Origin of the sequence: Rhizobium sullae (assembly GCF_900169785.1) — a bacterium.
In the GTDB taxonomy this organism is placed as follows: Bacteria; Pseudomonadota; Alphaproteobacteria; order Rhizobiales; family Rhizobiaceae; genus Rhizobium; species Rhizobium sullae.
This window is the reverse complement of sequence record NZ_FWER01000063.1, coordinates 39,884-54,258: the sequence shown is the minus strand read 5'-3', so window position 1 is coordinate 54,258 and position 14,375 is coordinate 39,884. Positions and strand designations below refer to the sequence as shown.

The window sequence follows — 14,375 nt, the reverse complement described above, 5'->3', positions numbered from 1 at the left end:
CCTGAGCCTGTAGTGCAGGTTTCTCCTTATTTCATCTTGAAGAATCGCGAATGGCATCGAGATCGTCGGCCTGCTCCTGCGCGCTTTTCAGTAATTCCTCCGCATATTTCTCGGCCGATGAGATATCGGGGCTGCACAGTTTGGCATCACGGCATTTGCGGTCGACGACATGCCGTATCGCTTCCATCAGGGCCAATCGTTCTTGGGCATCATGAAGGCGAAGAAGACGCGTGAGCGCCGTTACGGCGACGAGTTCGAGAATCATCATCCGCCCTTCGATTTCGCCGAGAGAAGGAATTGCCTTGCCTGGCTCGCCTCCCAGGCCGTCGCGTCTGGCTCTGAGCATGGTCTAATCCTTTATGAAGTCACTCGTCTACTCTGCAGAATTCTACTCGCCCGACATTGATCCGGATCAACCAGACATGAGTGATGCGGGGGCAACGACACACCGGCGGTCATGCCACCTCGTCCGGCTTCCATTCGTCACTAATGGCTTATCTTGCCGTAAGTTCCTGCACGATCACGCACATCCACTCAACCTTCTGGCGGAGAGTGAGAATCCGCAAAACCAGTTTTTTGGCGAAGGCATGATATATCGGGACGACATATGCCCAGTCGTCCTTCGCGCATACATCTCAGTGATGATCATTGCTGGCCTCTTTTTCAGGCGGGCAGGTTCATGACCGTATCCAGCTTTCGATCCTGAAGGCCGTAGCGCTCACAAGGCGTTGACGATCACAGCGACATCGATTGCTTCCTGCAGCAACGCATCCTGCATGAGGCAGAAGAAATCCCCAGGCGGCAGCAATCATCCCAGCGATTGAAAGCCCAAGCCCCACGATAACGCTCTGGCGCGCAATAACGACCGTCCTCCGGGCGACGGTCAGAGGTTCGAGACGGTCCACGAGCAAAACAACACCGAAGAGATGCAGACGTTCATGCGGCCGTAGCGGTAGGCTCTTCTTGGCGGTGACTAGCACGGGGGTCCCCGCGGGGATGTCGGAAAGCAAGAAACGGAACGTTCCTAAGACAATGGATTCGTCTTGGATGATCTAGGCATGTCCCTCGTTATTCCAACCCGACGTCGCTCCGACGTGATCTACATAGCCTCGCAATTTTGATTTGAAACATCAATAGAGAGGTCATAAACTTTGAATCTTAGAGCCTTGGTGAGATTAACGATGGTTCAATCGTGATTACTGCCGCTCAACTGCGGGCCGCCAGAGCCCTGCTCGGTATCGACCAGCGTCAGTTGGCCGAACTCGCTGGAATTTCGGTTCCAACCGTTCAACGCATGGAAGCAAGCAGCCAGGTTGTGCGCGGCAACGTGGATTCGCTGATGCGGCTACTCGCGGCGCTGGACACCGCCGGCATCGAGGTCATTAATGAAGGAGCGGTCAGCAAAGATGGCGGGCGCGGAGTGCGGCTGAAGGTAGCCGCCAGCGTCGAGCCGCTCCGGCGGAAACCCAAACTCGCGCCCGCACGTGGAACGAGGACGCGGCCATGACGCCTGCCGTCGCCTTGCTTATGTGTACGGCGGCCTTCTTGGGAACGGCGATCCTGGCCGTCGCTATCGCCAGATCGAACTGGGCGACACGGGTAATTTACAGTGCCAGCCTTGTGGCTTCGGGTGTCGCCTTTGCGATTGCGCTCGTTCAGCTTTCCTCTGCTGGCGTAGCGCCCCTAGCATCAACGATCATCCTTCCCCTCGGCTTGCCATGGCTCGGTGCGCATTTCCGGCTCGACGCGCTTGCGGCCTTTTTCCTCGTGGTCGTCGATCTCGCCGGGCTGCTCGCCAGTCTCTACGCACTCGGCTATGGCCGTCACGAGCATGCTGCGCATCGGGTGCTGCCGTTCTTCCCGGCCTTCCTCGCCGGCATGAACCTGGTGATTCTGGCGGACGATGCCTTCACCTTCCTCATTTCCTGGGAGTTCATGTCGCTCGCATCCTGGGCGCTGGTGATGGCGCACCACCGTGACGCCGACAATCGAAGGGCCGGCTACCTCTACATCGTCATGGCAAGCTTCGGCACGTTCGCGCTGTTGCTTGCTTTCGGTCTCCTTGCAGGGGCGAACGGCAATTATGGCTTTACCGCGATGCGCGGGGCTGCCTATACCCCCTCGACAGCCGGCCTCGTGCTCATCCTGCTGTTGTTCGGCGCCGGTTCGAAGGCTGGTCTCGTGCCCCTGCATGTCTGGCTGCCACTGGCACATCCTGCAGCACCGAGCCACGTCTCCGCGCTGATGAGCGGCGTCATGACAAAGGTTGCCGTTTATGGCTTTGTCCGGGTGGTCTTCGATCTAATCGCCGCGCCGGCATGGTGGTCGGGCATCATCGTCCTGATGCTCGGCGCTGGCACAGCGGTGCTCGGTATCCTCCAGGCGATGCTGGAGACGGACCTCAAGCGGTTGCTCGCCTACAGCACGATCGAGAATATCGGCGTGATCTTCGCCAGCCTCGGCCTGGCGCTTGCCTTCAAGGCGAATGGCATGGAACTGGCCGCCGCGTTGGCGCTGACCGCCGCTCTGTTCCATGTTCTCAACCATTCCTTCTTCAAGAGCCTTCTTTTCTTCGGCGCCGGCGCGGTGCTAACGGCAACGGGCGAGCGCAACATGGACAAGCTCGGTGGCCTAATCCATCGCATGCCTGTCACCAGCATCGCATTTCTCGTCGGCTGCGTCGCGATCTCGGCGCTGCCGCCGTTCAACGGTTTCGCTTCAGAGTGGTTGACGTTCCAGGCGATCCTCGAAAGCCCAGCTCTCCCGCAATGGGGTTTGAAGATTTTGGTGCCGGCGGTTGGAGGCTTGCTTGCGCTATCGGCAGCGCTCGCCGCGGCCTGTTTTGTCAAGGTGTTCGGCGTTACGTTTCTCGGTCGTCCTCGCAGCACCGTCGCCGAACAGGCGCTGGAGGTCGACCGCTTTTCGCTTACGGCGATGTCGGTGTTGGCGGCCTTGTGCCTTCTTGCCGGTATCCTTCCGGGGATCGTCATCGACGGCCTCGCACCCGTGACGCTGTCGCTGATCGGCGATCGGATGCCTGTGCAGGCGGATATTCCATGGCTGTCGATCGTGCCTATTGCTGAGAGCCGCAGCTCCTACAACGGCCTTCTGGTCTTCCTGTTCACTCTGTTCTCGGCCTCGCTGACGGCCTATCTGATCCACCGTTTTGCGTCGCGGCGGCTCCGCCGGGCGCCCGCCTGGGATTGCGGCTTTCCAGAGATCAACCCGGTGAGCCAATATGGCGCCGGTAGTTTTGCCCAGCCCGTTCGCCGTGTCTTCGGGACATTGATTCTCCGCGTCCGCGAGCGAGTCGACATGCCGGTGCCCGGCGATCTCCGGCCGGCGCGTCTTACTGTCGAGACGCGCGACCTGATCTGGGAAGGGCTTTACCTGCCGATCGTTGGCGCCGTCGGCTTCGCTGCTGAAAAGCTCAACCACCTGCAGTTCCTCACCATTCGCCGCTACCTGAGCCTGGTCTTCCTCGCGCTCGTCTTTCTGCTCCTGGTGTTGGCGCTATGGTCGTGATCTCCGCTCTCCTCGCCCAGGCTTTCCAAATGGCGCTCGTGGTGCTGTTGGCACCGCTGCTCAGCGGTTTCATCCGCAAGCTCAAGGCCCGATTACTGCGCAGGCAAGGCGCCTCCCTGATCCAGCCCTACCGCGATCTCCTGCGGCTCCTGCGCAAAGACGTGGTGCTGGCCGAGAACGCCTCCTGGCTGTTTAGAGTGGCGCCCTATCTGATCTTTGCCGTGACCTGGGTCGCGGCCGCGATCATCCCCACTTTCGCCGCAGGCCTCATCTTCAGCTGGACAGCAGACCTGATTGCGATCATTGCATTGCTTGGGAGCGCGCGCTTCTTTCTGGCGCTCGCCGGCATGGATACCGGCACCAGCTTCGGCGGCCTCGGATCAAGCCGGGAGGTAATGATCGCAACGCTGGCCGAGCCCTCGATGCTGCTCGTCATCTTCACGCTCGCCCTCGTCGCCGGCTCGACCCAGCTTTCGACCATTGCCGCCTTTATGACGTCTCCCGAGGTCGGATTGCGCGTTTCGCTGGGGATCGCACTCATCGCGCTCATCATGGTGGCGATCGCCGAGAATGCCCGCATCCCGGTCGACAACCCGGCGACCCATCTCGAACTCACCATGGTGCACGAAGCGATGGTGCTGGAATATTCGGGGCGCCATCTCGCGATGATCGAACTGGCGGCATCGCTAAAACTGCTGCTTTACATCTCGCTGATTGCCTGCATCTTCGTGCCGTGGAAGCTGGCGGCCCTGGCAGCCGGTCCCGCCACCTATGCGGTCGGGATGTTCGCCTATCTGGCAAAGCTCGCGGTCGGCGGCGCGCTCCTTGCCCTGTTCGAAACCGCGACCGCCAAGATGAGGCTTTTCCGCGTACCCGAATTCCTGGGGGCAGCACTCATGCTTGGCCTGCTCGCGACCCTCCTGCTATTCGTCTCGAGGAGTCTGTGATGAACGGTCTTACCTTCGACATCGCCCACATGCTCGCCGGCGGTCTGGTCCTGGTCAGCATGATGATGCTCTATCAGGACCGTCTCTACGCGCTGCTCAACGTCTTTGCGCTGCACTCGCTGGTGCTGACCCTGTCGGTCGCCTGGCAGGCCCTCGTTCAGGATGCGCCGCATCTCTATATGACGGCGGCGATAGCCCTCGTCTTCAAGGCCATCATCATCCCCGTGGCGCTCCACCGCATGATCCGTCAACTCGGCATCCATCGCGAGATCGAGACGGTGGTTGGCATCGGCCCTACAATGCTCGCCGGCATAGGACTGATCGCGCTGGCGATGGCGGTCATGCTACGCGTGACGCCGGAAGCCGATCCGCTGGCACGCGAAGATCTGGCCTTCGCATTGTCGGTCCTGCTGCTCGGGCTGCTCATCATGGTGACGCGCCGCAATGCCGTCAGCCAGGTCGTCGGGTTCATGTCGCTCGAAAACGGACTGGTTCTTGCAGCAACCGGCGCCAAGGGTATGCCGCTGGTCGTCGAGATCAGTGTCGCCTTCTCGATCCTGATCGCCTTCATCGTGATCGGCGTTTTCCTGTTCCGCATCCGCGAACGGTTCGACACGGTGGATGTCCGCGCGCTCGATGATTTCAAGGGGAGACGGCGGAAATGAGCGTTTTTTTCTCCGTCCCGGTTTTCGACGCGGTGACGGCCGTCCTCCTGATACCGATCGCGTCGGCAGTTCTTCTGGCGCTTCTGCCCGGTTATAGAACGTCGGCGCGGCTGAACGTGTTCGCGAGCCTGCTCACCTTACTTGCCGCTCTTTCCATGCTTGTGGCCGAACGGCCTGCGCCGGGACAATATCTCCTCGTCGATGATCTCAACATCGTCTTCATCGTGCTCAATACCTTCGTGGGTTTTACCACCAGTGTGTTCAGCGCCAGCTACATCGCGCACGAATTGGAGACCGGCCGGTTGACACCGGTGAACCTCCGTTTCTACCACGCCATGTATCAGATCATGATGTTCGGCATGAATCTCGCATTCGTCTCGAACAATATCGGCCTGATGTGGGTCGCCGTCGAGCTTGCGACGCTCACCACCGTGCTGATGGTCGGTATCTACCGCACGCATGAAGCGCTCGAGGCCGCTTGGAAATATTTCATTCTGGGAAGCGTCGGCATTGCGTTTGCGCTCTTCGGAACCATCCTTGTCTATCTCGTGGCCCAGCCGGTCGTCGGTGAAGGTTACGATGCGATGGTCTGGACCATCCTGATCACGCACGCCGCCACGTTCGACCCAGCACTTCTCAACGTCGCCTTCATATTTCTGCTGCTCGGCTACGGCACCAAGGTCGGTCTCGCACCTTTGCATGCCTGGCTGCCGGACGCGCATGCCGAGGGGCCGACGCCGATCTCGGCTGTGCTCTCCGGCCTTCTCCTGAATGTCGCGCTCTACGCGGTGCTGCGCTTCAAGATACTGCTCGCAGCCAACCCCGAGGCGATCGCTCCCGGACCGCTGATGATGACGATGGGGCTCACGTCGCTCATCTTCGCAGCGTTCATGCTCTATCGCCGTCGAGATATCAAACGCATGTTCGCCTACTCTTCGATCGAGCATATGGGCATCATTGTCTTCGCCTTCGGTCTGGGCGGGCCGCTCGCCAATTTCGGCGGGCTGTTGCATATGGTCATGCACTCCCTGACAAAATCGGCGATCTTCTTTGCCGTCGGCCACATCGCCCAGATCAAAGGTACACAGAGGCTTTCCAGCATCCGCGGCCTCACCGAAACCCATCCGGGCCTTGGCTGGGGACTGGTGATCGGCGTGGTCGCCATTGCCGGCCTGCCGCCGCTCGGAATTTTCATGAGCGAATTCCTGGTCGTAAGTTCCACCTTTGCAAAGGAGCCATTGCTCGCCATCCCGCTCGTTTTCGGACTCCTGGTCGCCTTTGGCGCATTGATGCTGCGGCTCACTGGCGTCGCTTTCGGCCAGCCACGCGGGAGCATCGCGCCGGCCGAGGCTTCCTACATACCGATGTATTCCCACCTCGCACTGGTGCTGGGCGCGGGCATCTACCTTCCACCACCGCTGGTCGCCTGGTTCCAGCACATAGCCAACCTTCTTCGATGATGGGAGCCATTCAATGCAAGCGCTGACCGATCTCATCCACGAGGGCCGTGCGGTTCAACACCACCACCCGTGGCGCCGTGCGATCGTCGGCACAGCCGTCTGGACATCAGCATCTGCGGCGCTCCCGAAAGGATACTGGACCCTGCTCGGCCTCTGGGGAGAGGCGAACGCCGTTCACATGGCTCTACTCGACGAATCTGCAGGTACAATCGGTGTGATCGGACTGGACGGACTGGACGGCAGCTATCCTTCGGTCGGACAATACCATTCTCCGGCTCTCCGGCTGGAACGCGCGATCCATGATCTCACCGGGCTCGCACCACAGGATCTGCCGGATCCGCGCCCGTGGCTCGATCACGGCCGCTGGGGCCTGCGATTTCCCTTGGGCAGGAGCCCGGAAGCTTCGCCTGGAGCCGCTCCTTACGCGTTCTTGCGCGCAGAAGGCGAAAGCCTGCACCAGATCCCGGTCGGCCCGGTGCACGCCGGCATCATCGAGCCGGGGCATTTCCGGTTTACGGCCAACGGCGAGACGATCGTCCGCCTCGAAGAGCGCCTCGGATATGTCCACAAGGGAATCGAGTCGCTCATGACGGGGGCAAGCCTCGAGCGGGCTGCACAACTCGCCGGCCGAACCTCCGGCGATAGTACGGTCGCCTATGCCTATGCTTTTTCGCGGGCGGTCGAGGCCGCCGCCCAGCTCGAAGTCCCGCCGCGCGCTGTCTGGCTGCGCGCGCTCATGGCCGAACTCGAACGGCTCGCTAACCACCTCGGAGATGTCGGCGCCATCTGCAACGACGCCGCGTTCTCCCTCATGCACGCCCACTGCGGCGTGCTGCGCGAGCGTGTGCTGCGTGCCGCCGACGCCGCCTTCGGACATCGCCTGATGCGCGACCGCATCACGCCCGGCGGTGTCACTGCCGATCTGGACGATGAGGGCATCACGGCTCTGCGAGCCGTCGCCACGGAGATCGGCCAGAAGTTCCCGGCATTAGTCGAGCTCTACGACAACACAGCGTCGCTTCAGGACCGTACCGTCGGCGCCGGCACGCTGAAACCGGAACTCGCCCGCTGTTATGGCGCCGGCGGCTATGTCGGGCGCGCCTCGGGGCGCGGCTTCGACGCCCGGTATACCCTGCGTTATCCGCCCTATGATCAGCTCGCCTTCGAGGTTCCGGTGTTGAACGAGGGCGATGTCAACGCCCGCGTCTGGATCCGCATTCGCGAAGTCGTGCAGAGCCTATCACTGCTGGGCCAGATCCTCGACCGGTTGCCGGACGGTCCGACCCTGAGCGCTATTCCCGTCATCAATGAGAACCGGGAGGGCATGGCGCTTGTTGAAGGCTTTCGCGGCGACGTGCTGGTCTGGCTTCGTCTTGCCGAAAGCGGCAGGATCGACCGCTGCCATTTGCGCGATCCATCCTGGTTTCAATGGCCGCTGCTGGAGGCGGCGATCGAAAGCAATATCGTTGCGGACTTCCCGCTCTGCAACAAGTCTTTCAACTGTTCATATTCCGGTCATGATCTCTGAAGGCAGCCAATCATGCGCAAGCTCCTCTTCGAAAGTCTCATCCGGCGGCCGCTGACGGAACCGGCACCGCCGGTTTCCGAGGCTGCGATGACAGAGCTCGCCGCTGCGATCGAAAGGAACGCGCGCCGCCAGCTTGGACGCAGCCTGTCGATCCGCGCCATCGACGCCGGGTCGTGCAACGGCTGCGAGCTGGAAATGCATGCCCTTAGCAATGCTTTTTACGATATCGAGCGCTTCGGTCTCCGTTTCGTCGCCTCGCCGCGGCATGCCGATGTGCTGCTGGTGACCGGCCCAGTAACCCGGAACATGGTGCAGGCCCTCGAACGGACATACAATGCCACCCCCGATCCCAAATGGGTGGTTGCCCTCGGCGGCTGCGCGCGCGATGGAGGCTGCTTCGCTGGCAGTTATGCGGTCATCGGCGGGGTTTCCAAGGTCGTGCCCGTCGATCTGCATATTCCAGGATGTCCTCCATCGCCGATGGATATCCTGAGCGGTCTGCTCGGGTTGTTCGAAGATGTGAGCGAGGAGGGCCGCGTTTCGTGACGGGCAGTTTCGATGGTTCGACGTCTACAGGCTGGAATCATTGCAATCATCACCGTGGCCGTGGCGCTGACGCATCTTGCGGCCATTCAGCAGATCCGAGCCTACGGGAGTAAACTCGACACGACATACAACGAGACTTTCCTCCGGGATCATACAGAAGAGATATTTTTCCGATCGTTCCTAACCAATTGCTCGGAACAAATACTCAACGTGTTTGGGATGCGTTCCGCATTGAGGGCATCGTGACCAATTCTGCATTTCTCCCCAAGTTAGCAATCCTCTACAATCCTGCGCTCGCTGGGAGCTACTACGTTGTTGTCGGTGTGGTTGCCACGACCTCATCCACATAAGCCTCGAGGTCATTTTGGCCGATTGCAGCGGCAACCCATTCTGCCAACAAGCGGTTTCGGCGGGCCTGAACCTTCAGTGACCGCTCAAGGTCGAGAATGTATTTGTCTTCAAGCGCCCGTCTTCTAACATCCAGCGATGTCATGAAAAGCTCTCCTCTCCCTGTCGCGGCCTAAACAGGACGCGTCATGTGGTTACCTCCGAGATGACTACACATGCACGGACGACTAGATGCTTTGGCCATGATCAAACTGATCAATCTGGAAACGTCATGACATGTTCAGCCGTTCCCTAGATGCTGCACGGTTGTAATGCGTTCCTTGCGATTTGGAGTAGATGGCCGTCGAAGAAGTCACGGCAGAGCTTCAGCGACAGGGCTCTGTCAGGGCCGGGCGGTCAACTGGTTGATGGACAGTGGGATCGGAAACATCGCGGATCTCGGCCTTGAGTGGGTTCGAAACCTATGCCAGATGGCGAAGAAGTCAGTGTCCTCTGAGGACGCGTGCACTGTCGCCCTTGATCATGAGGCTCGTGTCGACGTCATACGCTGACAAACCTGCTCCCTGAAGATCGCCGCGGCAAGTACCCGCGTTCGAAGCCGCACGCAGCCAGAAGTGTGGAGACTTAAGGGACCAGCGGGGCGCCGACGAACGCGAAATAGAACCAAGCTGCTGCAAACAAAACAAGCACGCCTAGCACAATGAGGATCTTGCGAAGACGGGGATCTGGCAGGCGAGGCGGGGCTTGGGCTTTCGAAACTTGATGACATTATCGTCCATCGCGTAGCCTTACCGCGATTGCCGGGCGGAGCGCAAGCCGATCGAATTTCCGCCGCCTCTGCCTAAAGCTGCCTCAAAATCCGGCGGCTTCTCTATGTCTGGACTGCGGCCGATTTCGAAGCTTCGGAAACTCTCCTGAGAGCATAGTCGCCGTGACGCGGCGCAGGCCGGGCCGCATGCTGCATTTCTGCTGAAAATGGTGTTTTGAGCGTCGGAGCTATCCCGTGTGCAATTGGTGGCTTAGTAAGTCGACGAATGGCCGCTTTCCGAAGCGAAACGGTGGCCAGCACCCAAGAAGAACCGCAAAAGCGGCATTGCGTGCCCGGCATCAAGCCGGCGACGACAATAATCACAGAGTGGAACATGGCACAGAAGTTTACGCGCAGGATGATTTGCATCCCGACCGCAATCATCACAATCGCTACCGCGGCACCCTTTTAGCCTAAAATTCCGATGCTTCAGATCTTAGGGTTCTATGATTAGGGATCGGGCGTTCGAGTCCGTTCAAGACATGGGGTCGGCACAGCGCATGGCGGGAAGACTATGCCGTGACGGTCGAGCGCCAGGAACACCTTCAGAAGTCGGAATAGAATGCATCTTTCGTCAGACTATCCAGCATCGAAGTGCGTAAGCCTCGTGCCGGATGAGCTGAAAGATTTCTGCAGTTCAGCCAGATCGGGGATCGTCGGCACAGGGCCGAGCGAAACTTTCCGCGGATCCGAGACGGGCATCACGATGACGGCGGCGGCGAGTAGCGTGCAGCCGTTATCGATCTCGCCACGAAGCTGGGGAAGAAGAGTCTTGGCGTGAATTAGATTGGTGTTGGCGATCGGGCTTATCGCATGCCCCATTCTCCGTGAGGCTGGCGACAGGTCGACAATGGCGCTGATATCATTCCGGCCTCGCCATACGGCACGTGCCTCGTCTTGTTCAGCGATGTCGGAGTTGAAATCAGATCGCTCGATTGCAAAGCCGCCTTCGGTCGTCTGCAGGGGACGGGGTGTGACGATGCGATGGATGCGGATATGCCAGGGATTAGACGGTATCAGCCATGTCTCGACCGTTACGTCGCTCCATGGTCTCCAGCGGGAATAGAGCTTGTCGCCAGCGATCAACGCTTCTTCCAGTGTTTCGCGAATTCGGAAATGCACGCCGTCATCGGAAAGCCCCAGCATCCCGTCGAAGCTTGCCGCCGCGAAATGCCGGTCATCCGCTTCGATGTTGAAGCCGTAGCGCGTGGAATAGACGAACTTCGAATATTTCTCGTTGGCACCGCGCATCTTGTCGTGCTGTTGGCCGCTGGCGAGAACGACGACATTGCCGGGAGTGTGCATGGCGACCATGCCGGGTTCCTTGAGTGGAACGGGATCGGCGAAGGAAGACGCAGGTGCTTCATCCGCCTGCCAGAACGGGTGATCGGCCGGCAGGGCTAGGGCCAAGAAGAACTTCAGCGCCCAGTAAGGCGACCCAGCCGAATTGTAGCTCTCGCTCATCAGCAGGTTGGGATAGCCGTAGCCGATCGACAGCACGCCGTCTCGGTCGGCGATTGGTAATTGCGACCACCAGCGGATGTGGCGCATATAGTAGCCCTTGATTTCGGCCCAAGGCAGAGCTTCGACCTCGGCAAAGGCCAGTGCGCCCCAGAAGCCGCCTGCTGCGAACCGATAGGTCTGGCTACGCCCGAAGGCCAGTGCGGCGCCATCGGGGCCGAACCAGTGGCGGATATCGACGGCGAAGACCTCCGCGCGCTTCCGATAGGCCTCCCCTCGCTTCACGTCATGCTTGGCGAGAACAGAGTAGATCAGCGCATAGAAATGCATGGCGAAGGGGATGTAGTGATCGACCCGCTTGACAGCCCCGTCGCGATACCATCCGTCTCCGAGACGGAAGGCCTCCACTTCATCAAGATAGCGATCGGTCTTCGAGCGGTCAAACGCGACCCCGACGCGCGTCAATCCAAGGTCGATCAGGACGCGGAAGAATTTCCAGTTATTATCGACGAACTCCTTGTCGCGCGCCGACAGAAGATAGGAGGCGACAGTTTCCTTTTGCGCGTCGCTCAAAGGCTCCCAGATATGCTCAGGCACCATGGCAAGCGCGAAACCTACGGCGGCCAATTCCACCTGACGCTGGTCGCGGTCGGAAATGTCACCCCAATACTCAGAATGCGAGGGATTGGTACCACTTGCGAGGCCGCGCCGGTAGAGATCCCAATAAGGGAAATCATAACCGCCGGCCGCAAGCGGTACGATGCCCCAAAGTGGTCGCGCAAAGCCTTCGAGATCAGCGGCCGCGCGATCGAAGTGAGCGCCGATGGCGCTGAGTCGCACGCGGGCTCCACCCTCGGAAAAATAGGGGAGGAGCGGCTTGAAGAGATCCAGGGCTGCTCTTGCGACATCGTCTCGAGAGAGGAGGGCGTTCCCGTAAAGGGGATTGGCGCGGGCAGGGTCGTAGATCACTGGCAATCCATCATCATAGAGAAGAAACCCGCGGAAGCTCCGGCTCCCGCGGGTCGGGTCAGTTGGAAGGACTATTTGATGGCCTTAACGCCGTCGGTCATTTCCTTAAGACCGTCTTCGATCGAGATATTGTCGGTCATGATCGAGTCGTGCGCTCGGTTGAGGACGACCTCGATTTTGGCGGCGTTCGGTGAGACGGCCATTTCCAGGAAGGACTTGCCGGACTGCAGTGCATCTTTGCTGTTCTGGTCCTGCGGAAATCCCGGTAGCGACGCAATCTTGGCGGTGACTTCTGGCGTGCGGACGGTCGGGATGGTGCCGGTTGCGGCGATGATCGCGGCACCTTCCGGACCGGTGACGAACTTGATGAAGTCGAGCACTTCCGCCTTGTGGCTGGAATTGGCGTTGACGGCGAGCGAAGCGACCTGCGCCGCTGTCGTACCGGCAGCGACGCCTTCCGGATGTGGATATTTGACGATACCCCAGTTCTTGCTCTTGGATTCACCCGACGCGACCTTAGCGATCTGCGTGCCGATAAACCATGTGCCCATTGGTAGCATACCGATCGTGCCGTTGAAGAACGGTCCCGAATAGTGGGTATTGGACGTCTTCAAAGACGCATAGGAGGGGACGACAGCGGCCTTCTGAAGCGCAATAGCCCGTTCGTACCACGGCTTCAGGAAGGCATAGTCCGGACCTATTAGCGTGCTCTTGCCGTCGAGAATGCCCGGAAGCTCGACCGTTGAACGCCAGGTATGAAAAAGCGCACCATAGGTCTTGTTGGCACCCATCCCGCCGGTAAGCTTGGTGGCGATCTGGTCGAACTGCGCCCAGGTCATGTCATTAGTCGGATAGGCAACGCCGGCCTTATCGAAAATGTCCTTGTTGTAGTAGACGATCCAGAAGTCCGAGCGGAACGGCAGAGCATAAACCTTGCCGTCAATCTTCAATTCATCGACGAGCCCGCCGAACGAGGCGGGGTCGATCTTCTGTTCCGTCATGAAGCCGGAAAGGTCCGAGATCGAGCCCGCGCGAACAAGGTTCGCGTAGTTTGGGACGTCCTTGACCGTCACGATGTCGAGGTCCTTGGCGCCGCCGGCCAGTTGCGTGGCGATCATCTGCTGGTAGTCCTGCGAGCCGAGATCGACGGCCTCGAACGTCACGTTCGGATGTTTGGCCTGATAGGCATCCATGAGCGGCTTGTAATAAGTCGTCTTGTCGAGGTCCCACAGCGCCCATTTGAGCGTCACCGGCGACTGGGCCCATGCCGCGCCTGCGGTCGATGCGGCGAGTGCCATACCGGCCAAAGCGAATTTCACTGATCTCCCGAATTTCTCCAAATACATTTCTGTTCTCCTTCCCTGAAGTGTCTCTGGATTAGATATGCGTAGCGTCATAAGCATGCGGTTCGCGAGGTACCGGGGCGGCGGGCGAGAGGCCCAGAACCATTACCGCTGCCCGATGGACGCCGAATGCGACGGCGAACATTCCGAGTGAAAAGTTGAGGGTGGCCGGCATGAAGACGGACACCGGATAAAAGGCGACATGCGCAAGCCAAAGCGCGGCCACGAACAGAAGTGCCGCAAGTGCCGGTAGCGGTCGGATGAACGAGGCGACCGCGGCAAGCCGCAGAAGTTGATGCGCGGGCATATCGCGCATCACCATCAGCACTACGAGATGGCAGGCGATGACAAGGATGAATACCGTCGCAAACAGCGCGATCGTCAGCGGCAGGGCGAGCACGAGATTGTCCTGGGCTGCGGCAGCATATGTAGCGATCGCATAGATGCCGAGGCCGATCGCCAGTGCAAAGGCCAGTCCCCAGATGGTCGCGCGCAAGAAATACTCGACGAAGCCTTCGGCGAAATCCCTGACAAGGTAGGTGTTCCGGTCCTCGACGAAAGTGACCGAGATCCGGGCCATCGCGGCGATCGCGGCGGGAATGGTGACGACGAGCAGGCTGGCCAGGATGAAGAGAATGTTCAGCTTGACCATTTCCCACCATTCACGGGCGAATGTCTCGACGAAGAGGGCAAGGCCGTTCTTCTTCGGCGCATTCTTCGCAATGCCCGGCCCCTCCTTCGTCCACATGTCCCGCAGCGATTGCATGGCCATTTC

At 59.9% G+C, this 14,375-nt stretch carries 13 protein-coding genes and 1 pseudogene; 7 read left to right on the top strand and 7 right to left on the bottom strand.

What is annotated here, in order from left to right:
* Nucleotides 1-31: 31 nt before the first annotated feature.
* Entirely contained in the window at nt 32-346 is a 315-nt protein-coding gene (locus BN1800_RS34055) for a hypothetical protein (protein ID WP_087004456.1), read from the bottom strand.
* Nucleotides 347-721: 375 nt separating this feature from the next.
* Nucleotides 722-917, bottom strand: a pseudogene (locus tag BN1800_RS43045) (heavy metal translocating P-type ATPase); the annotation flags it as partial.
* Between the two features lie 275 nt (nt 918-1,192).
* Here BN1800_RS43045 and BN1800_RS34040 point away from each other — a divergent pair.
* The 7 genes from BN1800_RS34040 to BN1800_RS34010 are packed head-to-tail and all read left to right on the top strand — an operon-like array spanning nt 1,193 to nt 8,671.
* Nucleotides 1,193-1,507, top strand: a complete 315-nt coding sequence (locus BN1800_RS34040; protein ID WP_087004451.1) for a helix-turn-helix domain-containing protein — start codon at nt 1,193-1,195, stop codon at nt 1,505-1,507.
* Nucleotides 1,504-3,525: a hydrogenase 4 subunit B gene (gene hyfB, locus BN1800_RS34035; RefSeq protein WP_087004448.1), complete on the top strand. Its 2,022-nt coding sequence runs from the start codon at nt 1,504-1,506 to the stop codon at nt 3,523-3,525. Before BN1800_RS34040 ends, hyfB begins: the two co-directional genes overlap by 4 nt.
* Entirely contained in the window at nt 3,516-4,472 is a 957-nt protein-coding gene (locus BN1800_RS34030) for a respiratory chain complex I subunit 1 family protein (protein ID WP_087004446.1), read from the top strand. The genes hyfB and BN1800_RS34030 overlap by 10 nt, the downstream gene beginning before the upstream one ends.
* The gene (locus tag BN1800_RS34025) at nt 4,472-5,137 is read left to right on the top strand and encodes a hydrogenase-4 component E (protein ID WP_087004443.1); all 666 of its coding nucleotides are present in this window, start codon (nt 4,472-4,474) and stop codon (nt 5,135-5,137) included. Before BN1800_RS34030 ends, BN1800_RS34025 begins: the two co-directional genes overlap by 1 nt.
* Nucleotides 5,134-6,597, top strand: a complete 1,464-nt coding sequence (locus BN1800_RS34020; protein ID WP_087004440.1) for a hydrogenase 4 subunit F — start codon at nt 5,134-5,136, stop codon at nt 6,595-6,597. The genes BN1800_RS34025 and BN1800_RS34020 overlap by 4 nt, the downstream gene beginning before the upstream one ends.
* Nucleotides 6,598-6,610: 13 nt before the next feature.
* On the top strand, nt 6,611-8,125 hold the full coding sequence (locus BN1800_RS34015) for a hydrogenase large subunit (protein WP_087004437.1): 1,515 nt from the start codon (nt 6,611-6,613) through the stop codon (nt 8,123-8,125).
* 12 nt (nt 8,126-8,137) lie between these two features.
* Entirely contained in the window at nt 8,138-8,671 is a 534-nt protein-coding gene (locus BN1800_RS34010; protein ID WP_087004434.1) for an NADH-quinone oxidoreductase subunit B family protein, read from the top strand.
* Between the two features lie 307 nt (nt 8,672-8,978).
* On the opposite strand, the gene BN1800_RS34000 is transcribed toward BN1800_RS34010, so the two are convergent.
* From BN1800_RS34000 to BN1800_RS33975, 5 genes are all read right to left on the bottom strand, one after another.
* Nucleotides 8,979-9,164 (bottom strand): ATPase inhibitor subunit zeta, encoded by a 186-nt coding sequence (locus tag BN1800_RS34000; protein ID WP_087004429.1) that lies wholly within the window; start codon nt 9,162-9,164, stop codon nt 8,979-8,981.
* A 726-nt stretch (nt 9,165-9,890) separates the two neighbouring features.
* On the bottom strand, nt 9,891-10,214 hold the full coding sequence (locus BN1800_RS40825; RefSeq protein ID WP_143534210.1) for a hypothetical protein: 324 nt from the start codon (nt 10,212-10,214) through the stop codon (nt 9,891-9,893).
* Nucleotides 10,215-10,406: 192 nt separating this feature from the next.
* A complete protein-coding gene (locus tag BN1800_RS33985; RefSeq protein WP_087004424.1) occupies nt 10,407-12,257 on the bottom strand; it encodes a DUF2264 domain-containing protein in 1,851 nt (616 codons plus the stop codon).
* A gap of 71 nt (nt 12,258-12,328) precedes the next feature.
* Nucleotides 12,329-13,603 carry an ABC transporter substrate-binding protein gene (locus BN1800_RS33980; RefSeq protein WP_087004420.1) on the bottom strand — a complete coding sequence of 425 codons (1,275 nt, stop codon included), beginning with the start codon at nt 13,601-13,603 and terminating at the stop codon, nt 12,329-12,331.
* 31 nt (nt 13,604-13,634) lie between these two features.
* Nucleotides 13,635-14,366: a DUF624 domain-containing protein gene (locus tag BN1800_RS33975; protein ID WP_087004417.1), complete on the bottom strand. Its 732-nt coding sequence runs from the start codon at nt 14,364-14,366 to the stop codon at nt 13,635-13,637.
* Nucleotides 14,367-14,375: the final 9 nt, after the last annotated feature.

Bases quoted from the DNA above. Each gene is read 5' to 3' on its own strand.
- BN1800_RS34025 (WP_087004443.1), top strand. From the start codon at position 4,472: ATGAACGGTCTTACCTTCGACATCGCCCACATGCTCGCCGGCGGTCTG.
- BN1800_RS34010 (WP_087004434.1), top strand. From the start codon at position 8,138: ATGCGCAAGCTCCTCTTCGAAAGTCTCATCCGGCGGCCGCTGACGGAA.
- hyfB (WP_087004448.1), top strand. From the start codon at position 1,504: ATGACGCCTGCCGTCGCCTTGCTTATGTGTACGGCGGCCTTCTTGGGA.
- BN1800_RS34015 (WP_087004437.1), top strand. From the start codon at position 6,611: ATGCAAGCGCTGACCGATCTCATCCACGAGGGCCGTGCGGTTCAACAC.
- BN1800_RS33975 (WP_087004417.1), bottom strand. From the start codon at position 14,366: ATGCAATCGCTGCGGGACATGTGGACGAAGGAGGGGCCGGGCATTGCG.
- BN1800_RS33980 (WP_087004420.1), bottom strand. From the start codon at position 13,603: ATGTATTTGGAGAAATTCGGGAGATCAGTGAAATTCGCTTTGGCCGGT.
- BN1800_RS34030 (WP_087004446.1), top strand. From the start codon at position 3,516: ATGGTCGTGATCTCCGCTCTCCTCGCCCAGGCTTTCCAAATGGCGCTC.
- BN1800_RS34000 (WP_087004429.1), bottom strand. From the start codon at position 9,164: ATGACATCGCTGGATGTTAGAAGACGGGCGCTTGAAGACAAATACATT.
- BN1800_RS34055 (WP_087004456.1), bottom strand. From the start codon at position 346: ATGCTCAGAGCCAGACGCGACGGCCTGGGAGGCGAGCCAGGCAAGGCA.
- BN1800_RS34020 (WP_087004440.1), top strand. From the start codon at position 5,134: ATGAGCGTTTTTTTCTCCGTCCCGGTTTTCGACGCGGTGACGGCCGTC.